This is a genomic window from Rhodopirellula baltica SH 1 (assembly GCF_000196115.1).
Lineage (GTDB): Bacteria > Planctomycetota > Planctomycetia > Pirellulales > Pirellulaceae > Rhodopirellula > Rhodopirellula baltica.
Genome location: NC_005027.1, coordinates 2,674,273 through 2,697,849, shown reverse-complemented (window position 1 = coordinate 2,697,849; position 23,577 = coordinate 2,674,273). Strand labels below are relative to the sequence as shown.

Here is a 23,577-nt window from a genome sequence, read left to right as displayed (position 1 = left end):
CGCGATTGGGTTCAAACTGATGGCAACGTTTGCCCCAAACGCACAATTGCGTTGAAGGTTACAGAGTGTATTCACTCTCTACCTACAAGGAATTTCCAATGAATTTCGCTCGTACCATGGCCGCTGTTGCGGTTGCTGTTTGTATCTCGTCCGCTTCGTCCGCCAGTGCTTGTGGCCTTCTCGGCTGTGGCAACGACTGCTGCGACGCGGCTCCTGTTTGCTGCGAAGCTCCAGCACCTGTTTGCTGCGAACCAGCTCCGGTTTGCTGCCCACCAGCACCTGTGAAGGTTTCTTGGTGCGTTAAGAACCCTTTGACCTGCTGCCCTGTTGAAGTCAGCGCCTGCGTTCCAGCTTGCTGCGAAAACGTGATCCCAGAATTGGTTTGCTGCAAAAAGGGTTTCTTGGGTCGCAAAGTCATGACCTTCAAGTTCGGCTGCTGTGACACTTGCGTGGACGTTGTCTTCACGCCGCTGGGCCGCGTTATCGTTCGCGACTGAATTTGAGTTTGGTGGCGAGATCACACACCCGCCACAATTGAACCTCGTCTCTCAGACGACTACAAAGCCGGTTGATAACCTCAGCCGGCTTTTTCTATGCGCAGTGCCATGTCCAACGAACCCATGTCCAGCGACTCACCATCCATCGTCTGCAAAATCGCAACCCAGCAGCAATGGGAGCAGATGCAAGCCACCGGAAAGCTTCCCCCAGCACCGATCGATGTCGCGGACGGATTCATCCACTTGTCCACTGAACAGCAAGTCCCCGGAACATTGGCGGTTCACTTCGCCGGCCAAAGTGGTTTGGTCGTGCTGCATATTCGTGTCACTGACATCGAAGAGAATCTACGCTGGGAAAAGTCTCGCGGCGGCGAACTGTTCCCGCATCTCTATGCCGAGCTGCCGGTCTCGGCGGTAGAGCGAGCCGAATCAGTCTCTGCATGAGCCAGAGAGTTTGATTTCGTGCGAGAGCCAGCCTCGCCACCGGGGGCGATTCGGCGTGACGATTGGATCGTCCACCCGCACCTTCGGATCCAAAGCAGCCCGACGCTGACAGATGCCAGCATGAGAGCCGCGTTGAAAACAGAGGCCGCTGCCAAGGCAAGAATTTCGATGATTTCGTCCCATTCCACAGGCCAAGTCTTATACTGAGCGCCCATCCATACTGCCCACGCAAACGTGGTTGCCGCTGCAACCATCCCAGCAACAAGCAGCGAGAACGCCATCTGTAATCTCGGCTTCAACTTTGTTGGAGGCCGCTGATGAATGGCAACTGACGCAGCGTTGAAGGGCACGATGGTCCTCACCATTGTCGCGATGATCACCGCCGTTGCGATTCCAAATCCTATGGCGGCATAAAACCCTGCTTCAATCGAGTTCTCGCGAAGTGCAAATCGTGCAATTCCGAATGTGAGTGCGGTCGCGAACATCAAACCCATTAGATCTCGAATCGAAACGTGCCGTGGTGCCGACGCAACCTTCATTTTGGGACGCAAGGACTTCGAGGTAATCCACTGCGACGCCATCGACAAAACGCTGAGCGTGACGCAGAAACCAAAAAGCAACGGTGTAATATCTTCGATAACGCTGGTGGCAGGCTCAGAAGCGAGGAGACTCAATGCGCCCGCGAGCAACGAAACGTTGGCAACGACAGTGCCGGCAACAAAGACCGCAGTGAATGCAAGACGCTGAAACAGTAGCAATGGAACGAATACCGCAAGCCCGAAAGCGGTGATCATCGGAATGCACATCAGTCCGAAGACTGCAATGAACTCCGCTTGAGACAACGGGGGCGGAGCCGTGACGCCATTGAGATAACCTAATACTGCGGCACCCCAGACGACACAAACTCCCAGCCAAACCACTAGTCCTAGCAAGCCAAACGCCAAACTTCGCCAGTCAAGAATGCGAACCGCGATACGCCAGTCAGTTGTGGGAGGTTCGGTGGTGACGTCTGAATTCTCAGTCATGACATGACTCGCTATGTCAACTGTCCGTCGAGTAGGTTTGCGTCCGATGGCGAAACCTTCAGGTCTTTGGAATGAGGCCGCTCAAGCGTCCAACCGCAGCGTCGCAGCCAATAGAGGCCCGTGCCGAGCATTGCAACCATCACGGCTGCGTTGAATATGGACGCCACAATCCAGGCCAGGAACCCACCGATCGACCATGTCGCAAAGTCTGCCGTCGATGCCATTAGCACTAGGTGGCCGATCGCAGCAATTGCCCAAGTGATACTCACGGGGCGATATTTGATTGCCGGATCAATGCAAGGAAACCCGACTTGAACTTGATAGTTGGTTGGGATGACGGCGTAGGTCATCGAGGCGGCTGCGAGTCCTGACACGAATCCCGCTGCCGCCAAGATAAGGATTAAGGGGGTGATCTCGTAGGATCCAAAAAAGTATTTCCAGGCAACACAGGCCAACGCAACGGTGAGGACAAGTTCCAGCGAGGTTCCGATGGATATCGGTCTCGTTCGCTTCACAAACAGCATGTTTGGTCGGAGTGTATGCGATCTAAACCACTGAAATGCCGTGGCGACTGTGCTGACCGAGAAGCAGAGAACGAAAATTGGGGGTGCAATTGCCGCCCAAACTTCAGAATGGGAAAATGGCACGGAGCCTAACAGCCACAAAAGAATGATTAGCAGTTCAAGATTCAAGGCGACTGTGACAGCGACATACAGCGATTTTAGGAGGAACCGTTCTGGCAGCAAATATGTGAGGAATGCCAGCAGCGAGACTGACGCAAAGGAGGGGATATAGACAAGCCCGGTGATTACAAACATCAGGGCGAAAGGCGGCCTTGATGGAGACGAAGACTCTAGCAAAGCGATGACGATCGAAGAAAAGACAATGCAAATTGCAGGGAAGAGGGATATGCCGGCCATCCCATGCAGAAAGCTTTTTGCGTCAATGCATTCAAAGCCCTTTGTCCATCGAGAAATGACTCTGTTGGCAAAAGATGTCACGACCTCCGATTCGCTGTCCGAGTTTTCAGAAACCAATAGAAATGTCCTCAGCGAAGAGCCTTGACCGCGCCATGTCGGAAACACCCGGACAAATGATCGTTCACCATTCCGGTTGCTTGCATCAGAGCATAACAGGTCGTGGGGCCGACGAATTTCCAACCGGCCTTCTTGAGTGTGCGGCTCATCTTGGTTGACTCGTCGGTGATCGCTGGGACTTGATCGAGTCTTCGATAGACCCGTTGCTTTTGGGGGGCGAACTGCCAAAGCAGTTCGGCAAGCGACTCGTCCTTGTCCAACATCGCTCTCATCGTTCGAGCGTTCTGAATTGCGGCCTCAATCTTGGCTTGATTTCGGATGATCCGAGAATCGATCATCAGTCGCTCGACATCGGAAGAGGTGAACTCCGCGAGTCGATGAGGATCGAAGCCAGCGAAGCATTCCAGGAACGCCTCGCGGCGTTTCAAGATAGTGATCCAAGACAGGCCGCACTGAAAACCCTCCAAGCAGATCTTCTCGAATAGACGCAGGTCGTCCCGGACGGGCGCGCCCCACTCTTCGTCGTGATAGCGGATGTAGTCCGCGTCGGTGCCGCACCAGCCACAGCGAGCGTTGCCTTCTTCGTCGGTGAGGAGATCCTGTGGCAATGCATTCACCTGTCAATCGTTTTGCGAACAGTATCCGCACAACGTGCCCTTCGCTCACGCGTTTTGAAGTTGCGTTTTATCCTCGAATGGCCAACGGCCTCGTTCAACATAGCCAGGGCATCGCCCCTGGAGCAGAAAAACACGCCTCTACTTTGGCTAATGGCCAAATTCAATTCAAAACGTTTGGGTTGATGTTGGCCATTGGCCAACCAATTTCCCTTCGTTCTCGATCCCTGGGGCGATGCCCCAGGCTACGATGACGAAGGCCGTTGGCCAACAAAACCGAATGCAAACGCGCAACGCTAAAACTCTCGCCGCGGGATAGTTGATCGACGCCTCACGCTCACGTCCAATACCGTCGGAAAAGCCACTTTACAGCAATGACTCGCCACGGGCGTAACGTCCGAGCGTTTGCTGGTACTTCTTCTTGCCTTCTTCGACGCTCTGGCGGATCGCTTTGGTGCTTTCTTCGCTTTCTTTGCGTAGCTCGGCGATCATTTGCAGCGATTCAATTTGGAAACCACTGATCGCGTCGACGAGCTTTTGCACCGATTCGGGATCGATCGTGCTTCCATAGCCGGCTTTCAATGCAGCCCGTTCCAATTCACGACCTAGACCGGCAATGTCTTCCAGTCCTTTGTTGACGCCATCCTTCATGGCCTCGGTGGCCTGGGTGACTTCGTGCAAACCATGTTGGCTGGTGTAGACCGTTCCCAGAATCGTGAAGACATGTTCATTGGTCGTGAAAAATGTGACGGCGCGTCGGAACACACGTTCTTTCACGTCATGCGTTTGCTTCAGTTTGGTGATCAGCGTTTCTCCGACGTCGTAGCCGATTTCGAGGTTCTCGGCGATGTCTTTGAGCAACTGATACGTCTTGTCTTCTTCTTCGAATTTATGGCGAGCTTCGTCTCGTTGAAGTTCCAATTGGCTCTTGCCGGCTTGGTCTTCACCGGTGTAGTTGTCGAGAGCTTCTTGCGCGGTCGCCAGCCCATCTTTGGCTGCTTCGAGGATAGGAGCGTGTGTGTCCAGCAACTCGCGAGCGAGCACTTCGGCTTCTTTCAGTGCGAATCGAAAGTCGATGTATGCGTCCATGATCTGTTCTTCGACCTGCAGCGCGTCTTTGGTGTCCTTGGCGACTTCGCCGTAGACTTCTGCGATTTTCTCGAATCGATCGCTTGGGGTTCCGCGGCGGATTTTCATCCACCAGTTCGACACTTTCTCGGTGCCGCTGATCTTTCCATCGTCGAGCTGTGAGATCAGACGTTTGCTGTCTTCGCGAACCGAATCGAACATCTGCGTGATGTCCATGTAGCGGTTGCCGATTTGAACCGATTCAATGTTGTCTCGGACGAGTGCGTTGAACGAACTCATGTGCTTGATCACGTCGGCGATCGCGAGCACTTTGGCTTCGTCGAGATGCCGGACACCTTCGAGCAAGCTGATTAATTCTTGCGGAGCGGTGTTCTCGGACGTTCCAAACTTTTTCAGCGTTTCGAGAGCACTGTCCAGATATTGCCGCATGGACTGAGTGTCACGTTGCGTCGCCGGAGCGGCCGACGTGGTTTGTTGGGCGGACTCTGCCGGAGCGGAGGCTTTGGCTTGCTGGCTCATGACCAAGAACTCGTGCGTGAAATTAGTAACGTGAAAAGGTAACTCTGCCGCGGACAAACAATCCGTCTCAGGACCATTCGCCGAGGGATTGTACCACTGAAGTGAAAGGCAAATTTAACCGCCATTCGGGGCGCATCAAACTGATCGCAAAGTTGAAATGCGATATCGAAACAAAATGGCCCTCGATCTCGAAAGTCTTTGGGCCGGCGAAGGTGTTTCATGGGCGTCGATTCTTAGATTACGTCGCTGTGCAACCTGGGGCAATCACACGAAAGCTGAACAGACCACTCCCGCGATGACACAATCGGGCGATACAATCCAATCGGCGCCTACGGCCGTTTCCTCGGTTCGGCTGCCGAAACTAGCGCCCCGAAGTTGGCAGAGAGAGGCCTTCTTCCTTCAACGCCAATCACTCTTCATCATTCTTCTTCGTCATGGCCAACGCTCAAGCACAAGCGACCGCACCGTCGACCATGGAACAGCTGCGTGAACGCCGCGCCGCGACCAAATTGCCTGGCGAAGACCTGACAATTGCGGAAACATTGCGGGTGATGGATGTCGCTCGTGAATTGCGAGATCGTCGCACCACCGCGGAGGAGATGTTTCGTTCCGACGATGTCCGTATTCAATTGCGTGAAAAGTTGATGCGAACCGCCGCGATGTCGGGCGATCACGTCAGCGAAGCGGAGATCGACGCTGCGATCGATCAGTACCTTTCGAATCTTCACACTTACGAAGAGCCCAAGCCCGGGCTGAAAAAGTTCGTCGCCTATTGCTGGATCTGGCGGACCCGGATCGCCATGGCGGCCACCGCGGCCGCCGCAGCGGGAGCCTGGTATTTTTTTTCGTAGACTTTCTGCGTGGTCGGTTCCGATTCCGTTGCCACGCCACAGCATTCGCACACGTTCCTTTCGCCCCCTCGTCTCGCCATGCCGCTGACCGGACCCACCGTCCATCAACAACTGCTGACGGCTTACAACCAAGCTGCAGCGAAATTGGAGCAGCTTCGTTCTCAGTTGGGGCAATTCCAATCGACGCAGGACTTGTTGCAAAATCAGCGTGACGAAACGCTGCGCAGTCTGGCCCAGCACTACTTGCCCGAACTGACGCCTGAAGCGATCCAGGAAACGTGGTCCGAAGTGCGGCCATCGATGTCCGAGATCCTGCTTCGTAAACAAGATCACGAGCGGCGATTGCACGAGGATCTGGAGGCCGACACGCATGGTCGCGAAACGCAAGAAGCGGCGCTCTCGCAGTTGAATGAAACGATCGCTGCAGCAGAGTCCAAACAACAGGAATTGATCGCGGCGGTGGAGCAATCGCTTCGAAATAACCCGAGCTTTGTTGCTCTATCGGACCGAGCTGCGATGGCCGAAGCCGCTCTCGAACGGGCGGAAGCGAACTTGGACGAGATCAGCCAAGACGCCGCCAGGAAGTTACCAGCGTATGAAGAGTGCAACCTGTTCTGCTATTTGAAAGATCGAAAGTTTGGAACGTCAGAGTATGCTCATCGCGGGTTCACCCGGCGAATGGATCGTTGGATCGCCAAGCTCAATAATTATCACGAATCCAAACGCAACTACGACTATCTCACAACGACCCCCGAAACGATGCGGACGATCATCGCGGAAGATCGTGATGCACTGGAAACTGTGATGGAAGAATTGGCTCGGCATCGCGATGATGCCGCCGCTGAGCACGGTTTGGATCAACACTTGCGCGAGGTGAGGGCTCTGAATCGGCAGCGTGATGCGACGTTGAAGGATCTCGAGGAATGGACGCAGCGTTGTGAACTGACGCAGGCCAAGCTGACCGAGCTTGAGACGCCTCAGTGTTCCTACTACCGCGAAGCAATCGAGTTGTTCCGTCAAATGCTCGATCGGACTGACACGCATGAATTACGCCAGCAAGCGAGGCGGACTCCAGAGATCACCGACGATCAAATTGTTGCGTCGCTGCGTGGAATTGAGACACGGATGGATCAGACGGAGCTGTCCAGCAATCGTCACCAAGAAGAGATGATGGAGCAGCAACAGATCCACCAAGCGATTGGGCGATTGATTCAACGATTTCGTGCGTCGGGCTACGAGCAAGCTCGTTGCCAGTTCTCGGACATGCTCGACGTGTTGACGCCGCTGGATCGAGCCCGTACCGCGCATGATGTGGACGATCTTTGGAATTCGATTCGTCGGATGCAAAGTTGGGGGCCGACCGCGATGGATCGCGTCACAAATGTCGCGACACATCCGATGACCCAAGTTCTAGTCAACGCGATGGCTCACGCCGCGGCAGGCGCGATGAGCGAACATGCTCGCCGGGCTGGCCGTCGGACTCGCCGACGTCGATAGCCGGCAGGAAACAATCAGGTCCAAACGATAGCCTCGCCCATGGCGTGTCGATCCATTCGTCGCTTTTCTTTCGCTCAACGTCATGAAGTTTCTAACGGCAGTTTGGTGTGACCTGTTGCTAGCGAATTACGAGGTCGATCCGCATGTTCTTCAGCGGTTTGTTCCCTCTGGTACATCGTTGGACGATTTCGAGGGGCGGTACTATGTCAGTCTCGTTGCGTTCCGATTTGAAAAGACATCGGTACTGGGCGTTCCCGCATTTTTTCACCGGCGGTTCGAAGAGGTCAATCTTCGCTTTTACGTCAAACCCAACCGTGATCCGTCACTTCGGGCGGTCACATTTATCAAAGAGATTGTCCCGAGTCGAATCATCCCGTTTGTTGCCAACCATCTTTTTGACGAAAACTACGTTTGTCTGCCGATGAGCCACGGTGTGGATGAACAATCGTGTTGGTTTGCGTGGGGACAGGGACAATTGCAACGATTTTCAGCGACAATCGGCAACGAACGCAGTTTGCCAGCTTCTGATTCATCTTCTGAATTCATCACGGAACACTACTGGGGCTATGCGAAAGGCCCAAAGCGAACGCTCGAGTACGAAGTCACTCATCCCCGGTGGCAATGCAGTGAGGTCTCTGACTACAGCATCAATGTTGACTTCGGCCAAACATACGGCGATGAATTCGCTTTTCTCGATCGCTCCGCTCCAGTCAACGTTCTTTACACGCCCGGTTCCGAAGTCACTGTTTCGTTCCCGCGTCGACTCTAATTCACTCAATCTTGGTCGTCGTTCAGATCTCGATTGAGAAAACGTTTGGTCCGTTCCGCTGCCGTTTCCAGCAATGCATCTGTCTTGTCCGTCGCCGTTCTGGATAGCTGGTCGGCGTCCATCTTTTTGACAGTTTCAATTGCTTTGTCAGCGGGCGTCGTTCATTTTTTGATTGCCTGAATGTATGAATCAACATACGCGTCGACAGTGATTCCGCGAAGGTGATCGGCGATCAGGTCCAATGCCAAGTCGTCTAGCTTTTTGAATCGTATACAAGACTTGCCCATGTTCAGCTTTTTGCCAGTCGCCTTCCAAGCCGATTGAAACGCCGTAAGAGACTCGGTGTCACTGTAGAGCGACATGGCATAGAGCGAACAGTAATTCTTTTGCGATGCGAGTGATAGAAATGGGAGCGGTTCGGATGGTTTGCAGTGATAGCCAGCGGGGAAAATGCTGTGCGGCACGTAGTAGCCGATCATGCCGTACTGCATCCCTTCTTCAAAACCCTCGTTGATGTTGGCGAGGATCATCTTTCGGACATCTTCAAGCATCACACGGCGATCCGCGGGCAATTCAGCGAGGTATTGCTCGACCGTTTTCGCCTCACTTTGCATCGGTTTGCCCTGTGGACTGATTGCCATGTTGTTGGTGGTTGTCGGAAATTCCGTCGCCGTCCTCGTCCTTCACGCCAGAGTACGGATGTTTCGTGACCGCTTGCCAAGCGATCTTGCGAAACGTTTGGTCCAGCTTTGTCGTTGGGAAAGATGGATCTCCACCAAACGTGATCGGAGCCTCGATCCGTTCGGGAGACTCGCCATACAGCGTGGCGTAGAACACATACCCTTCCAATCGTTCGAATCCGGGTCCGAGGTGTCCAAGCTGATCTTTCCATAGTGACCGTTGCTTTCCGCCGATCACTCGATGGACGCCATCAATACCTGGCAGGTCGCCTTGCAGATAGGCTTTTCCGGCAAGCACCATCGCATCGGAGGTAGGAAGTACGAAGACTTTATCGGGATATCTTTTTCGAAGGACATCGATGACTTCGTTCGACATCGATCGGCGTTCCATACCCAGACGATCAAAGACTTCTTCCGTGAAGAACGACTCAGAGGCTGGGTTTTCGCCCAACTGGTAAAGCTGAGGCCACGCATCCGAGAGATAGAACTTCATGTCCGGATTGAACTTCAAGCAGAAGTCAATCCAGCAAGAATAGTATTCCGGTTTGTCATTGAAGTAGGGACCAAACATCATCGCATCCCAATTCGCGTTGGAGATCGATGCGAGTAACTTTGGAACCGGCGATCCTTCAAACTGAAAGATCCCGTTCTCTTGTTCCCACTTGTAGCGTGCGCTTCCGGTGATGCCTCCGCCGGTGTGAGTGTAAAGCATCGGTTGGATTCCGGCTGCTTTACAGATCTTGGGAAGTGTGTTGAATCCTGGTGCCATGAAGCTGTGACCGGTGGCGACAATCCTTCGCTCGCGACCAGTTGGTTCAGGAAACGAAACAATGGTGTCTTGGTTGGCCGGTTTGACGTCTTCGTAGATCGCTTTGATCTGCGTTGGAGTTTTGTAGCACACTGATTCGTCAGGGAATCGAGGTAGGTCCCATCCAGCATCAATCTTGAATTGTCTGGGAGCACCCCTTGCCGAACGATCGTTGTCGGATTGTTTGCTGCGAGTCGCCAGCATCTTTTTTCGGTAGGCGGTCGCTTCTTCAGACGACAAGATTCCGTCGCGATTGGTATCCGCTGCGGGGAATTGTTTGTGCCATCTCTCGAGTTGCTGTTTGGTTGGTGCGGACTGACCCCAGCTGTTGGTGGTAAGCAAACAGCTGGCCATCAAGCTAATCACAGGGATCGTTGCTGGCTTCATCGAGACGCTCGAGTTGAGAGGGATGGACTCTTTCAGGGCACCGAATGGCAAAAGCGGTGTGAGGACAATTTAGCATTCTCGTTCGCCGTCGGGATCGGCAAGCCGTTTGTTGGTCTCTTGGAGAGTAGTCACTCGCGTTTGAGGTCGCCGGGAAATCGACAGTGTTGTGCTGCTTCAGCGTGAAGTCATCAACGATTAGACTGCTTTTCGAACCATCGCTCGGCTTTTTGAAGTCGAAGCCTGCGACGAAGTATCCAAGACAGGAAACCAACACCATGACGAATGTACAGCTGATCGCGTGGATTCAAATGAATGGGCGAACGATGCGATTCATCGGAGGCATGTTGTATCTGTTGTTTGCATCCAGTTCCGCCTTTGGCGAGCAGTGCATTCGCGTGGCGGTTTTTGATGGAAGTGGAGTTGGGCCGAGTTCAAAGAAGTTGATCGCGGCGTTGAAAGAAGGCTCCGGTGATCGATACGAGGTTGGTCGCGTTACAGTCGACGAAATCGCAGGAGGAGAATTGGCGGAGTTCGACGTGTTGGTTCACCCAGGTGGAAGCGGCGGCAAGCAAGGACGCGCACTCGGTGAAGAGGGGAGATTAGCGGTACGTAACTTCGTACGCGATGGAGGTGGTTTCTTGGGCGTGTGCGCGGGCGCTTATCTGGCGACCAATGACTACTCTTGGTCGCTGGGTTTGATCGATGCAAAAGTAATCGATCGCAAGCATTGGGCTCGTGGAAACGGTCCGGTCGATCTCGAGCTTTCTGAACAGGGCGTTGGGTTCTTTGAGTTGGACGAGCCCACTGCGGAAATTCATTACGCTCAAGGTCCGTTGCTGGGCCGTCGTGAATGGGACGACCCTGAAGTGCCGGACTATGAAAGCCTGGCCATTTATTCATCAGAGATTGCTAAGAAGGGAGCGCCAGAAGGCGTGATGAAAGGAACCTCCGCGGCAGTTCGATGTGCCTACGGCGACGGACGCGTGTTTTGCTTTGGTCCACATCCCGAACTGACCGACGGATTGGAACACTGGATCCCCGTCGTTGTAGAGTGGTTGGCGGATGAGCGGCACGCAACAACTACCAAGGCGCCGAGATAAGCACGTGAGCGGGAGTCATTGGGCTTGATCACGTAGCGGCGTCTCTCCGAGACGCTGTCATTTGGGATTCTCAGAGAGACTCGCCTACGTGAGGTTCTACCCGATCATTCCTGCCGACCTGCTGAGTCCAATCTGGACCGCCGCCGATTGGTCACGGGTTGGATGTGCCGGCATGGATTGCAGTCGTTGCGAAACCCATTGTGCCCAAAGAAAAAGCCACGCTCGGATGATGAGCATCCAGGCGTGGCTTCAGAGTTGAGTCGATAAGATTCTTCAAAACTACGTGTCGATCAGCGAGTTCCGCTGGCGACTCGTGGGATTTCTTTGGAGGCGACGAAGAAATTGTCAATCTCAGCAGTTTGTTTGAGTTCGTCGTACTTCAAGCTCATCGCAACGTTCATCTTCTTTTCAATCAAAACGCTACGCAATTCTTCTTGAACGGCTTCGAAGTCGGAAACGACTGGTTCGGTGAATCCTTGGCAACGTAGGATGATGTATTTGTCACCCGTTGCGATGATTCCGCTGAGGTCACCCGGTTTCATTTGGAAGACTTCCTTCTCTACGGAAGGCTGACCACCGTGTTGTCGAATCGGCGGAACCTTGCCGAAGTTGCTAGATGAGACCGGTTCGATGCTGTACTGGTTTGCCAATTGGCCAAAGAACTGATCCGTCGGATTGTCGCGAGCCATCTCCCAAACCTTTTGAGCGCTTCGTTGGTCGGACAGGACGCAGGCCAAGACTTCAGCACGAGGTCCATAGTGTGATTCGAAACCAATTTGCAGGTCTTCTTGTGTTAGCACTGTTTCATCTTCGACCAGTTTCTTCAGTGCAACGCTGGGCCACACAACGTCTTCGATGTAGACTTCGCGAGTTCCTGGACCGCCTTCCAGAACGGCATCAAACCAACCTTGAACGTCAGCGGATCCGTTGTCGGTCATGTAACCAAAGCTGATGGCCGCTCGTTCGATTTCGGCTTTCAAATCTTCGTTGGTGACTTTCTTTCCCGCTTTGGCGAGAGCTTGCGTGAGCAGCTTGCGATTGATCTCGCCTTCCAAGACGCTTTCGCCGTGTCGCTTGATACATTCGGCGGCAACGTTGGAGATGGAAACCTGTTGTCCGTTGATGATGGCGGCGACGCCGGGGTGTTTGGCGGATGCTTGTGGGGCACCCAAAATCTTCACTACTTGAGCTTGTTCTTGAAGCTGTGCGAAGAGCTGGCTGGCGGCCGTCTTCATTTTTTCGTCGCGAATGCGATCTTCTATTTGGTCTTTGATCGCCGGCATTGCTTGCGGTGATGGTGTGCTGGCGGGCATCCGGCGAACGGCTTGCAAGAACATCCAATGATCACCGACTGGCAACAGTTCGGAAACTTCATCGACTTTCAAAGCAAACGCGGCTTCCTCGATGGTTTCGTCACCCATGTATCGGCGAATGGGCGGAATCAATCCACCGACGCTGGCGCTTGTGGGGTCTTCGCTGAACTCTTTCGCGAGGCGGGCAAAACTGCTTGGTTCAGCAACTGCTTGAGCACGCAGTTGGGTTGCTTGAGATTTGTCTTGCACCATCACCATTCGGCACTTAATTGCTTCGCCGAACTGCGAAACGAATGCGCGATTGAATTCATCTTGGGAGACGGCAACTTCGTCGGCCACCAATTTTCGCAGTGCCAGCATCGGCCAAATGATTTCACGACTGTATTGATCAGGCGTGATATCGCGTTCCTCATTCAGAAGTTGCAGATAGCTCTCAACGTTCAGGCCGAACTTCTTAGCAACTCGGTTGATTTCGGTGCGAACTTCTTCGGTCGTGACACCCAAGCCGCGACGTTTGCATTCCTGCATGATCAAGTGTCGGTTGATCAGGTTGTCCAGCACGTCAGTTCCGTAACGCTGAACGCTGGCGGTGGCCAACGAATCTCGCGAAATCGGATCGGCGTTCACTACGGCGACGACCGAGTTTTCGGCCGCTTCGACTCGCATGGTCGAGAAGCCACTCAGGATCGCCACGAAGGCGGCGGCGAGCAAGAGATGCCGACGAGTGATGTTCTGCGGGGGCGATTGTCGCAACGCCATGCGTGATTGATTCGTCATCTTCGGACATTCCTTTATCCGGGTGATTTTCGGTCCTGAAGCCGCGACTTTAGGGAAATCGCATTTTTGGCTCAAGTTCAATCAAACGACGCATTTCATAAACCAGGATCAAAATGAACGCCGCGGTTTGGCAGATTGGGTGGTTCGCGTGGTTCAGCGAGGCCTGACGCCGCGTTTTTCCGCGATTTCTCACGCGGTTGGCTCGTCATGTTCGAAGTAGCAGATGCGAGCATGATTCGGCAGCAGTCCCTCCGTCAGGCGTTCGCCAAATGCTTCCATTGAATCGGCGAGCAATCGCCATGAATCGGGCGAGGCGCCTTCCGGGCGCGACGGCAATGGATCGATTGCTGACGGTTCGTCGACGGAGTCGTCCTCAGTGAGGGGTGACAATCGCACCATCACCTGCAATGCCTCGTTCGGCGTTTGATAGCTGAGTGAATAAAGGTTGGCTTCGCAATTGACGTCGACGCTGAAGTTCTGTGGAGACAGCAGTCCTGACCCGACGAATTGCTTGCGGATCGAGATCAATGTCTTGTACCAATTCCGCATTGTCTCGCTGCCCAATTCAACGCTGCCAATCACCGAGGATCGCATTGCTTCCTCGTCCGTTGGTAGTACACCATCGCTCCAATCGTGTTGTGGGTATTCGCGTTTGCGTCCTCGGACAACGGCACGTTGCAGACGTGGATCACCAAAGTCGACAAAGAAACGAAACGGGTTGGGCGATGCAAACTCTTCTCCCATGAACAACATCGGAATGGATGGCAGCAACATGGCCAGCGTCACGGCGGCGGCTTGCGTTTCCGGTGAAGTCAATTGATGCAAACGCATTCCCGTGGGATGATTGCCGATGAAATCGTGATTTTGAATGCACACGATGGACGACCGTGTGTCGATGCGTTTGAGCATCCCGTCCGTATCAAGCGTCGGTTCAGCCTCTCGGCCTCGATCGCCACGGACGTCACCTGCGAAAACGAAGCCTCGGCGAAGCGTTTGTTCCAGGTCACTGCCCGGTGAGTAGATTCGTTGGGTCAATTGTTCACCGGGGCGGACGGTGGCGAACATGCTGTGCACAAAATCATCGCTCCACTGAGCGTCGAAGCCGGTGCCGCCTTCGCTGAGCGGTTTGACCATCGCGGCGTCGTAGACGTTTGTTTCCGCAATCAGCCAAACACGTCGGCCGGCTTTGTCAGACCAACGGCGAATCTCTTCGCTCATTTGAGTCGTGATGTGTTTGGCGGAGTCATCTTTCATGCAGTGGATCGCGTCGACGCGAAAACCATCCAGGTTGTATTCTTTGAGCCACATGATTGCATTATCGATCACAAATCGGCGTACAAGATCGCCGCGTTTCGGATCGTCAAAGTTGGGTGCCGCTCCCCAAACCGTGTTGTGTTTTCGGGACGTATACGGACCAAACTCGGTCCAGTAGTTGCCTTCCGACCCGAAGTGGTTGTAGACGACATCGACCATCACAAGCAGCCCGCGAATGTGCGCGGCATCGACGAATTGTCGGAATTCATTGGGGCTTCCGAACGCGGTCATCGGTGCGAACCAGTGCGTTCCGTCGTAACCCCAGTTCCAATGTCCGGCACAGGCGGCGATCGGCATCAACTCGATTGCCGTGATTCCAAGATCGACCAGTTCGTCCAATCGTTCGATCGCCGACAGGTAGGTCCCTTGTTCGGTGAAGGTCCCGAGATGCATTTCGTAGATGATCAGTTCGTCCAGCTCGTCTGCGGCTGAGTCAGCTGTTGCTTGGAAAGGGAACTGCGCGTCAACGATGGAGGACGGACCATGGACGCCTTCGGGTTGGTATCGAGATGCAGGATCCGGCAAAGCGTGCAACAGCATGTCGACACTCAGTTCGGTATTTGGATCAGCGAAAGCGGCGACGTGTTCATCGCGAACGAATCGATATTGATAGCGGGTGCCATCAACGACACCGTCCACGATGCAGCGGTGAAAGCCTCTGTCTTCACGCTGCATGCGAACCAGTCGGTCCGGCATCAATTCCAGAACCACCTGTTTTTGTTTGGGAGCCCATAGTGTGAACTCGGCACGATTCGCACCGATCAGTCGTGCTCCCCAGGGAATTGATTCGGGCAGGTCGGTCGCATTGAGGGGCGACGTGGCTTCGATCGATGTTTCTTCGATCGAGTTTTCAAACAGACCAAACCAACGAGCGCCTTCAAGAACGCCGGATGTGCTGGTGCCGCGAGCGAGTTTCAATCGATCGACCCAACCTGCCGCCTGATGCGCATCGGCGACCTTGCGCGCGATCTTGCGATCAGCGTTGCCAACAACCACTGACCGGTAGCCGGCGATCAATGCGGCAGTGTCGTTTCCGGAGTCACCGCAGAACACAATTTGCTCTGGCTGCAACTCATGTTGATCGCACCACCAATGCAGAGCAAAAGCTTTGGAAGCGCCGTGCGGAAGAACGTCGACCAAACCATCGTTGTTGAATGGGTCGATGCTGCTGACGATGCTGCAGGGAAGCTCGTGAAGTTTGAGATAGGCCTCGACCGCTTGATGACAAGCTTCCAATTGATCGGCCGGAACATAGTAGCTCCACTTGTGCCGGCCTTGTTTGTACGACTCTTGCAAAGTGAAATTTTCGAGTTCACCAATCGCGAGACGATGCTTTTGAATATCAATGTCGCCGAGCACTTCGTCGAGGATCTGCTCATACGCGGACTCACGAATGTAGCCGCCTTCACCGTCGGCTTTGTAGATACTGACACCGACGTCACACAGAATCCACTGCGGCTTTGGCAAATTAAATTCGCCAATCGCATCTCGCACCGAATCGAAATGGCGACCGGTGACGAAAACCAATGGCACATCGATTGCTTCGAGTTGCTCCCGAATTTGTTTCATCGAAGCTACGGCGGCATCATCCCCGTCGAGCGGCAAGAACGTTCCGTCTAAATCCGTTGCCAAGACTTTTGGTGGCAAGGACGTGATGGAAACAATTCGCGAAGACGTCGGGTTGGATGCGATCGTGGAATTCATCGTGTAAGATCAGCGTTGTCGCGTGAGGATGATGTTTGAATTTTCAATCAGTTCGCTGCTCAAGGATTACAACGCACGATGACCGATTCGTCGATTGCCCGCAGTCAAGTTCCTCAGGCAGGCGTCGCGATCATTGTGGGAGAAGTGTTGTGGGATTGTTTCCCCGATCGTCAAGTCCTCGGTGGCGCCCCGCTCAACGTGGCATGGAATTTGGCGGGTTTCGGGCTGGAGCCGTTGTTTGTCAGTGCCGTTGGCGATGATGATCTCGGCAACGAAATCCTTCGGCGAATGCGCGAGTGGGGATTGTCCACCGATGCCGTCGCGGTGTTGCCTGGCGTTGCCACTGGAACAGTTGCCGTGACTTTGGAAGACGGTGAACCACAATACGAAATCGTTCGTGATGTGGCGTACGATCAAATCCCTGTGCCGCGCGATTCCGTTCTGCAATCGATCAAGAAACGAATTCGCGAAGCCACCGCGGCTGGTTTTCCCTCGCTGCTGTATCACGGAACGCTCGCGTACCGCAGCCAACGCAATCGAGAGACCATTCACGCTCTTCGCGATCAATTCGCGGCCGACGGCGATCTCAATCTCGACGTGTTCTTCGATATTAACGTTCGCAAACCGCATTACGATGTGGCTTGGCTGGACGATTTGATGCCAGGTGCCGGACTGGTGAAGCTGAACGAAGACGAGATGAGCGATTTGGCTAGTCGCGAATTGTCCAGTTCGAACGATCGGCGAGCGGCGGCACATGAATTGCTTTGCAAATACAGCAGCCTCAAATGCCTGCTTGTGACGCTCGGCGCGGATGGTGCGGAGTGTCATTTGAGCGAATCCAGCCAAACAAACGTTAGCGGTGGTTCGGAACCGATCAGTGTGGCAGCTCCGCAACCAGACCCATTGATTGATCCCGTCGGAGCCGGTGACGCGTTTGCATCGGTGATGATCGCCGGGCATTTGAGAAAGCTGCCGGTAGAAGAATCCTTGAAGACCGCGACTCGTTTCGCGTCTCAGGTGTGCGGTTTACCGGGAGCCACCAGCGACCAAAAAGAGTTTTATCGGATTGATTTCACCGAGGATCCGCATCGCGTTCCAGACGACTGAACGCGGCCCGTGGACTCGGACCTTCTATCGACAGGATTACCATGAGCATGCCCGCCAGCGGGACACTTCGCGTCACTTTGCTTAGCTTGCACGGATTGATCCGTGCTCGAGATTGCGAACTCGGACGAGACGCGGACACGGGAGGACAGGTCAAATACGTTCTCGAGTTAGCGGAAGAACTTTCGCGACGAGAAGAAGTAGAATCCGTCGAGCTGGTCACACGGCAAATTTTTGATGAGCGAGTCGGACCGGACTACGCCCAGGTGGAAGAAATCATCAATCCAAAGGCGAAGATCGTTCGCGTGCCGTTTGGGCCAAAACGATACCTCCGCAAAGAAGGGCTGTGGCCGTATCTGGAGACCTTCATTGATCAGATGCTAGGGCACTACCGACGTGTCGGCCTGCCCGATTTGATTCACGGTCATTATGCCGACGCTGGATACGCGGGCGCTCAATTGGCTCGGCTGCTTCATGTGCCCTATGTCTTCACTGGACACTCACTTGGACGCGTCAAACGTCAGCGACTGATCGCGGCGTCGCAAGAGTCCAAGGCTCCGAAGCCGCCTCGCGAGTTGGACAAGAAATTCAAATTCACCGTTCGAGAAGAAGCGGAAGAATTTGCACTCGAAACCGCATCGATGGTGATCACCAGCACCGGACAAGAAGTCGAAGAACAATACGCCGTCTACGATCATTACCAACCGGACCGCATGGAAGTGATTCCGCCGGGTGTCGACTTGGATCAGTTTTATCCGGTTGACGAATCCGAGCCTTTGCCGCGAATCCATGATCTGCTGACGCCGTTTCTGAAAGATTCGGAGAAGCCGATGGTCGTGGCGATGGCTCGGCCAGATGAACGCAAGAACATCGAGATGCTTGTGCGTGTCTTTGGTGAGAATCCAAAGTTCCGCGAGATGGCGAATCTCGTTCTGGTCCTTGGCTCACGAGACGATCTTCGTGAGATGCCATCTGGGCAGCGTCGTGTTTTGACCAATGTTCTGCACTTGATCGATGTGTATGACCTCTATGGTCACGTTGCTTATCCAAAAGCACACCGTCCCAGTGACGTCCCCGAGTTGTATCGCCTGACCGCGCGGCGGAAGGGAATCTTCGTCAATCCGGCGTTGACTGAACCGTTTGGTTTGACGCTTTTGGAAGCCGCAGCCAGTGGAGTTCCGATCGTTGCGACCAATGATGGCGGACCACGCGACATCATCGCGAATTGCCAGAACGGTCTGCTCATCGATCCGCTTTCGGCAGAAGACATTGACCACGCGTTGATGCGTTGTTTGACCGAGCCGGAACAGTGGCAGACTTGGTCCGAAAACGGGATCGAAGGTTCTCGAACGCATTACAGTTGGGCCAATCACGTCGATCGCTATCTGCGTGATGTCACAGAGATCATTGAGCAGTCCGCGACTCCCGCGTTGGCACAGTCGATGGGACGGACGACGCGGCGATTGCCGGAATTCGACCGGATCATCATGACGGATCTGGACAACACACTGACCGGCGATGACGAAGCTCTCGCCGATTTTGTTGATCTATTGAATACGGCGGGACGTGATGTCGGGTTTGGCATTGATACCGGGCGTTCGCTGGACGAAGCGATGTCGCTGATCACGAAACTGAATCTGCCTCGACCCGATGTTCTGTCGGCGGCGGTTGGCACCGAACTGTACTATGGCGAAGGGCTCACCCCTGACCTGTCGTGGCGGAAACAGATCAAACATCACTGGCAGCCAAAGCTCGTTCACGAAGTGCTCGATTCCATTCCCGGTTTGTTTTTGCAGACCGAGAAGGATCAAACTGAATTCAAGATCAGCTACCGGATCGACCCGGAAGATTCACCTTCGGTTGCTCAAATCCGCAAAATGCTTCGATCGGCAGGATTGCGAGTCAAAGTCGTGTTGTCGTTGGGATCATTTTTAGACATCATCCCGCTGCGTGGCGGCAGCGAATTGTCGCTGCGGCACCTGGCTTATCGTTGGGGGTTTGAACCCGAACGATTGTTGGTCGCGGGCGACTGCGGCAACGATGAAGGCATGCTGAAGGGTGGCACGTTGGGCGTCGTGGTGGGTAACTACAGCCCCGAGCTTGAAAAGCTGCGACGACTGCCACGGATTTACTTTGCCGAAGGCAACCACGCTCGTGGGATCATGGAGGGAATCGAATACTACGATTTCCTGAATCATATCCGGATTCCGAACGATAAGATCGAACACGAGCCCGGGAAGCATCGAACAAGCGAAAAGGCGGGTGAAGAATCGAACGAACATCAAGACGACGAACCCGCAGGCGATACGAATGACGACCGCAACCAACGTCAATCTTCCGAAGCCGCCGCCGCTTCCTGAACCAGAATCCGCACCAGCAGAAACCATGAACGCAATGCTCACCAACGCGCTGATGCACGCGGTTCGCAACGGCGTGAAGGATTCGCGGGCACAGAGTGCGCTGAATCGTTTGCTGCCGAAGTTGGAATCGTTTTGGGAAGTTGAGAATGTTTCCCAGCAAGAAGCCGACGAAATTCAATTGCGGATCGTCCAGCACTGGGACGATCTGTTTGGTTATCTGCTGCACTTGTACGGCGACCAATGGGATTTCTTCTACCACCTCGAACAAATCTTGCTGACGATCATTCGTGGGTGGCGGATGCGCCCCGAACAGTTGAAGCAGGATGACGAGCACCGCATCAACAACCCGGAGTGGTACCAATCCGAAAAGCTGGTCGGCGGTGCTCTTTACGTCGATTTGTTCAGCGAGAACCTTGGCGAATTACGAAAGCAAATTCCGTACTTCCAAGACCTGGGGTTGAGCTACCTGCACCTTATGCCGCTGTTTGCTGTCCGGCCCGGAAACAACGACGGCGGATACGCCATCAGCAACTACCGCAGTGTCGATCCTCGTGTGGGGACAATCGACGATTTGCGTTTGCTGGCGGACGACCTTCGCGAAGCCGGTATTTTGCTGGTGTTGGATTTTGTCTTCAACCACACCGCGGATGACCACTACTGGGCACAACAGGCTCAGTCGGGGAACGAGGAGTACCAAAAGTACTACTTCATCTTTCCCGATCGCGAAGTGCCGGATCAATACGAGCGTACGCTGCGTGAAATCTTCCCGACCGTTCGTCGCGGGAACTTCACCTGGCATGATGGAATGCAACAATGGGTTTGGACGACGTTCAACAGCTTTCAATGGGATTTGAATTATCGAAACCCCGAAGTCTTCCGAGCGATGTTGTCCGAGATGCTGTTCATCGCCAACACGGGGGTCGATCTATTGAGGCTCGATGCGGTGGCGTTCATTTGGAAACAAATGGGGACGAACTGCGAGAATCTTCCCGAGGCACACACGCTGATTCGCGCTTTCAATTCGTGCGTGCGAATCGCGGCACCAGGATTGGTGTTCAAGAGCGAGGCGATCGTTCACCCGGACGATGTCGTTCGGTATATCAGCCACAAGGAATGCCAGACCTCGTACAACCCAACGTTGATGGCGTTGATGTGGGAGTCTCTCGCGACTCGCGACACGAAGTTGTTACGTCGTTCGTTGGCTCGACGTCACAAGTTGCCCGAACGAACGACGTGGGTGAACTATTTGCGTTGTCACGACGACATTGGTTGGACGTTCGATGATGCGGACGCGGCAGCGGTTGGCATTGATGCGTTTGGGCATCGTCAGTTCCTCAATGCGTTTTACACCGGCCAGTTTGAAGGGTCGTTTGCTCGCGGGGTGCCGTTCCAGCACAACCCTGACAACGGCGATATGCGAATCAGTGGAACATTGGCTTCGCTCGCAGGGCTTGAGCAGGCGATCGAGTCGGACCGAGATGATTGGAAAGAGCTCGCGATTCGCCGTATTCTCCTGCTCAATGCGATGATGCTCAGTGTCGGCGGGATTCCGCTGGTGTATCTGGGGGAAGAATGGGGAGCGCTGAACGATTACGACTTCGTCAAAGATCCGGCGAAAGCAGGTGACACTCGGTGGGTGCACCGACCCAAGATGCAGTGGAAATTCTTGGAGGAGCTCGGTGATGACGGTTCCATTCGTGGACGTATCTATCGGTCGATTCGCAAACTGATTGCGATTCGAAAGATGACGCCGGCATTCGGTGGGTTGGACATGGAGCTATTGGTGCTCGAGTCACCGCATCTGCTCGGTTATGTCCGGCAACACGAAGGCAACCGTGTGATCGTGATCGCAAACTTCTGCGAGCATGCTCAGGAGATCGACAGCAACCGATTGCGGACGGCGGGCATGGGACGCTTCTTCGAAGATTTGTACTCCGGTCAGACGATCACCACATCGCATCCGTTGACGCTCGGCCCCTACGAATTCATGTGGCTGCACCGCGTCTGATTCAGTCGGTCGGGCCCACCGACTTAACAACGGGGCGTCAATGACGGTCGTGGTGGACGAGGCAACGCGTCCTTTTGGTAGCGTGACGCCGATTTTACGAGCGATGCTCAGTAGTCCTGGCCCGTTAAACTCTCGAGTACCGATTGTTGCCAGGCCTGCAATTGGTCCGTCAGGCTTTGGGCAATCTCAGGCTGGTTGGCGAGCACGTTTTTGGTCTCATTCGGATCCGCCTGCATCGCGTAGAGTTCCTTGGAACCATCCGCGGAGACAACCAGCTTGTAGCGATCGTCCATAATCACACGGGTGCCACCAAAGTCTTGCGGCTCGATTTCGCGATGATGATAGTTGACAAAATTTCGTGTTGCGTTGCCCCTCATCAATTTCACCAGTGGCGTGGTGCCCTGTTGGGCTTCTTCGGGCAAGTATGGATCCCGGTTGGATTCTCGGCGGTGATCAAAACTCCAGAAACAAATTGGTTGATTGCGTTGCTTCATCCGACCCTCTACCAGAGGAACCAGACTGACGCCGTCGAGTGGTCGTCGCGGTACGTCGACATTTGCCAGCTCACAAAGTGTTGGCAGGATATCGGTTGTCACGGAGGGGATCTGTGAAGTAGTCGGCTGGCCAATTTTCGCGGGCCATTCAATTAGTCCTGGGACCCGAATTCCGCCGTCATACAAGTCCGACTTTTGACCACGCAGTGGAGACGTGACGATTCCATCACCCGAAGTGCCGTTGTCACCGCAATACCACAGCAAGGTGTTGTCACGAAGTTCATTCGCGGCCAGCCAGTGACGAAGCGTTCCGATCGAACGATCCATCGCAGTGATTTCCGCATAACGTTCGCGGAGCACATCACCCAGTGGTCGCTGCACGGGCAGCCCTGTTTCATTGGAGGTCAGGCGAGTCGTCTGATCGGCAAATTGACTTGGAAGTTCATCGTACAACGCCAAGTCTTCTGGCAAGCCGCTGTAGGGTTCATGCGGTGATCCATACCAGATGACGAGAAAGAATGGTTCGTCACTTGGGACCTTTTGAAGGAACTCAATGGCGTGATCGATCAACAGTTCTGAACTCTCGCCTTGAAACTGTTGAGGTGGGCCGCCGTTGCGTGACAACCAAGGGTTGAGCTCGAAGAAATTGTCATGTGACAACCACTCGTCAAAGCCGAACGCTCCGGGATTCGTCGGCGAGGATGCTTTGACCGGTCCAAGGTGCCATTTGCCGAAGTGTGCGGTGTGGTAGTCCGCTTGTTTCAACAAGCTGGCGACACCGATCTCTTCGGGGCGAATCGAATAGTTTGGTGTGAACGTTCCATAGCGGTTCGGATGCCGTCCAGTGATCACACTGCCCCTTGTCGGAGAGCACGTCGGATGGGCAGCATAAAAACGATCCAGTCGCAGTCCCGTCGCCGCCATTTGGTCCAGGATCGGAGTCTGCAGGTGCGGATGGCCGTTGTATCCCGTTTCATCCCAACCATGATCGTCTCCCATCAGCAAAATGACGTTTGGTCGATCAGCTGCGGAAGCGTTGCCAATCCAAATGCTGAACGCCATCAGGCTCGCGAAGGCAACAAGCACCGAGAGGTTTATCGCTCTGGTTCGAGAGACTGGCAGGGTGGGCATCGAAGGTGACTCCGGGGCAGCAAAGACGAAGGAAGGACACGAATGTAACCGTTTC

At 54.2% G+C, this 23,577-nt stretch carries 18 protein-coding genes; 8 read left to right on the top strand and 10 right to left on the bottom strand.

Going from position 1 to position 23,577, the window contains the following annotated elements; genetic code table 11:
• Positions 1-82: 82 nt before the first annotated feature.
• A complete protein-coding gene (locus RB_RS10515) occupies positions 83-418 on the bottom strand; it encodes a hypothetical protein (protein ID WP_164921250.1) in 336 nt (111 codons plus the stop codon).
• Between the two features lie 187 nt (positions 419-605).
• Here RB_RS10515 and RB_RS10510 point away from each other — a divergent pair, with 187 nt between their 5' ends.
• The gene (locus RB_RS10510; RefSeq protein ID WP_164921840.1) at positions 606-941 is read left to right on the top strand and encodes a DUF952 domain-containing protein; all 336 of its coding nucleotides are present in this window, start codon (positions 606-608) and stop codon (positions 939-941) included.
• On the opposite strand, the gene RB_RS10505 is transcribed toward RB_RS10510, so the two are convergent.
• From RB_RS10505 to RB_RS10490, 4 genes are all read right to left on the bottom strand, one after another.
• On the bottom strand, positions 887-1,966 hold the full coding sequence (locus RB_RS10505) for a hypothetical protein (RefSeq protein ID WP_011120340.1): 1,080 nt from the start codon (positions 1,964-1,966) through the stop codon (positions 887-889). The genes RB_RS10510 and RB_RS10505 overlap by 55 nt on opposite strands.
• An 11-nt stretch (positions 1,967-1,977) precedes the next feature.
• The gene (locus tag RB_RS27750) at positions 1,978-2,967 is read right to left on the bottom strand and encodes a hypothetical protein (RefSeq protein WP_165447212.1); all 990 of its coding nucleotides are present in this window, start codon (positions 2,965-2,967) and stop codon (positions 1,978-1,980) included.
• 47 nt (positions 2,968-3,014) lie between these two features.
• Entirely contained in the window at positions 3,015-3,620 is a 606-nt protein-coding gene (locus RB_RS10495) for a DNA-3-methyladenine glycosylase I (protein ID WP_011120337.1), read from the bottom strand.
• Between the two features lie 363 nt (positions 3,621-3,983).
• Positions 3,984-5,225 (bottom strand): hypothetical protein, encoded by a 1,242-nt coding sequence (locus RB_RS10490; RefSeq protein ID WP_007325761.1) that lies wholly within the window; start codon positions 5,223-5,225, stop codon positions 3,984-3,986.
• A 434-nt stretch (positions 5,226-5,659) separates the two neighbouring features.
• Between RB_RS10490 and RB_RS10485 the strand changes: the two genes are divergently transcribed.
• The 3 genes from RB_RS10485 to RB_RS10475 all read left to right on the top strand — a co-directional run bounded on the left by RB_RS10485 (position 5,660) and on the right by RB_RS10475 (position 8,342).
• Positions 5,660-6,076 (top strand): DUF6384 family protein, encoded by a 417-nt coding sequence (locus RB_RS10485; RefSeq protein ID WP_007325762.1) that lies wholly within the window; start codon positions 5,660-5,662, stop codon positions 6,074-6,076.
• A gap of 9 nt (positions 6,077-6,085) precedes the next feature.
• Complete coding sequence (locus RB_RS10480) at positions 6,086-7,573, top strand: hypothetical protein (RefSeq protein WP_007333737.1); 1,488 nt, start codon at positions 6,086-6,088, stop codon at positions 7,571-7,573.
• 82 nt (positions 7,574-7,655) lie between these two features.
• A complete protein-coding gene (locus tag RB_RS10475; RefSeq protein WP_011120331.1) occupies positions 7,656-8,342 on the top strand; it encodes a YqjF family protein in 687 nt (228 codons plus the stop codon).
• Between the two features lie 161 nt (positions 8,343-8,503).
• On the opposite strand, the gene RB_RS10470 is transcribed toward RB_RS10475, so the two are convergent.
• Positions 8,504-8,983: a DUF1801 domain-containing protein gene (locus tag RB_RS10470; protein WP_011120329.1), complete on the bottom strand. Its 480-nt coding sequence runs from the start codon at positions 8,981-8,983 to the stop codon at positions 8,504-8,506.
• The gene (locus tag RB_RS10465; protein WP_011120328.1) at positions 8,946-10,217 is read right to left on the bottom strand and encodes a hypothetical protein; all 1,272 of its coding nucleotides are present in this window, start codon (positions 10,215-10,217) and stop codon (positions 8,946-8,948) included. Before RB_RS10465 ends, RB_RS10470 begins: the two co-directional genes overlap by 38 nt.
• A gap of 275 nt (positions 10,218-10,492) precedes the next feature.
• Between RB_RS10465 and RB_RS10460 the strand changes: the two genes are divergently transcribed.
• Positions 10,493-11,317 (top strand): BPL-N domain-containing protein, encoded by an 825-nt coding sequence (locus tag RB_RS10460; RefSeq protein ID WP_007336892.1) that lies wholly within the window; start codon positions 10,493-10,495, stop codon positions 11,315-11,317.
• A gap of 290 nt (positions 11,318-11,607) precedes the next feature.
• Here RB_RS10460 and RB_RS10455 read toward each other — a convergent pair whose 3' ends face one another.
• Both RB_RS10455 and RB_RS10450 read right to left on the bottom strand, forming a co-directional pair.
• The gene (locus tag RB_RS10455) at positions 11,608-13,407 is read right to left on the bottom strand and encodes a peptidylprolyl isomerase (protein WP_164921839.1); all 1,800 of its coding nucleotides are present in this window, start codon (positions 13,405-13,407) and stop codon (positions 11,608-11,610) included.
• Between the two features lie 189 nt (positions 13,408-13,596).
• Positions 13,597-16,425, bottom strand: coding sequence for an HAD-IIB family hydrolase (locus tag RB_RS10450; protein WP_011120324.1), 2,829 nt, complete (start codon positions 16,423-16,425; stop codon positions 13,597-13,599).
• 78 nt (positions 16,426-16,503) lie between these two features.
• Here RB_RS10450 and RB_RS10445 point away from each other — a divergent pair, with 78 nt between their 5' ends.
• The 3 genes from RB_RS10445 to RB_RS10435 are packed head-to-tail and all read left to right on the top strand — an operon-like array spanning position 16,504 to position 21,897.
• Complete coding sequence (locus RB_RS10445; protein ID WP_011120323.1) at positions 16,504-17,532, top strand: carbohydrate kinase family protein; 1,029 nt, start codon at positions 16,504-16,506, stop codon at positions 17,530-17,532.
• Between the two features lie 41 nt (positions 17,533-17,573).
• Positions 17,574-19,889: an HAD family hydrolase gene (locus tag RB_RS10440; protein ID WP_007336886.1), complete on the top strand. Its 2,316-nt coding sequence runs from the start codon at positions 17,574-17,576 to the stop codon at positions 19,887-19,889.
• 25 nt (positions 19,890-19,914) lie between these two features.
• Positions 19,915-21,897 (top strand): alpha-amylase family glycosyl hydrolase, encoded by a 1,983-nt coding sequence (locus RB_RS10435; RefSeq protein ID WP_007325774.1) that lies wholly within the window; start codon positions 19,915-19,917, stop codon positions 21,895-21,897.
• A gap of 107 nt (positions 21,898-22,004) precedes the next feature.
• Here the strand turns inward: RB_RS10435 and RB_RS10430 are convergent, their stop codons facing one another.
• Positions 22,005-23,477, bottom strand: a complete 1,473-nt coding sequence (locus RB_RS10430; RefSeq protein WP_231846386.1) for a sulfatase family protein — start codon at positions 23,475-23,477, stop codon at positions 22,005-22,007.
• Positions 23,478-23,577 lie beyond the last annotated feature (100 nt).

Coding starts and splice junctions, on each gene's coding strand:
- RB_RS10515 (WP_164921250.1), bottom strand. CDS start 418: ATGACTTTGCGACCCAAGAAACCCTTTTTGCAGCAAACCAATTCTGGG.
- RB_RS10510 (WP_164921840.1), top strand. CDS start 606: ATGTCCAACGAACCCATGTCCAGCGACTCACCATCCATCGTCTGCAAA.
- RB_RS10505 (WP_011120340.1), bottom strand. CDS start 1,966: ATGACTGAGAATTCAGACGTCACCACCGAACCTCCCACAACTGACTGG.
- RB_RS10490 (WP_007325761.1), bottom strand. CDS start 5,225: ATGAGCCAGCAAGCCAAAGCCTCCGCTCCGGCAGAGTCCGCCCAACAA.
- RB_RS10485 (WP_007325762.1), top strand. CDS start 5,660: ATGGCCAACGCTCAAGCACAAGCGACCGCACCGTCGACCATGGAACAG.
- RB_RS10475 (WP_011120331.1), top strand. CDS start 7,656: ATGAAGTTTCTAACGGCAGTTTGGTGTGACCTGTTGCTAGCGAATTAC.
- RB_RS10470 (WP_011120329.1), bottom strand. CDS start 8,983: ATGGCAATCAGTCCACAGGGCAAACCGATGCAAAGTGAGGCGAAAACG.
- RB_RS10465 (WP_011120328.1), bottom strand. CDS start 10,217: ATGAAGCCAGCAACGATCCCTGTGATTAGCTTGATGGCCAGCTGTTTG.
- RB_RS10460 (WP_007336892.1), top strand. CDS start 10,493: ATGACGAATGTACAGCTGATCGCGTGGATTCAAATGAATGGGCGAACG.
- RB_RS10455 (WP_164921839.1), bottom strand. CDS start 13,407: ATGACGAATCAATCACGCATGGCGTTGCGACAATCGCCCCCGCAGAAC.
- RB_RS10450 (WP_011120324.1), bottom strand. CDS start 16,425: ATGAATTCCACGATCGCATCCAACCCGACGTCTTCGCGAATTGTTTCC.
- RB_RS10445 (WP_011120323.1), top strand. CDS start 16,504: ATGACCGATTCGTCGATTGCCCGCAGTCAAGTTCCTCAGGCAGGCGTC.
- RB_RS10440 (WP_007336886.1), top strand. CDS start 17,574: ATGAGCATGCCCGCCAGCGGGACACTTCGCGTCACTTTGCTTAGCTTG.
- RB_RS10435 (WP_007325774.1), top strand. CDS start 19,915: ATGAACGCAATGCTCACCAACGCGCTGATGCACGCGGTTCGCAACGGC.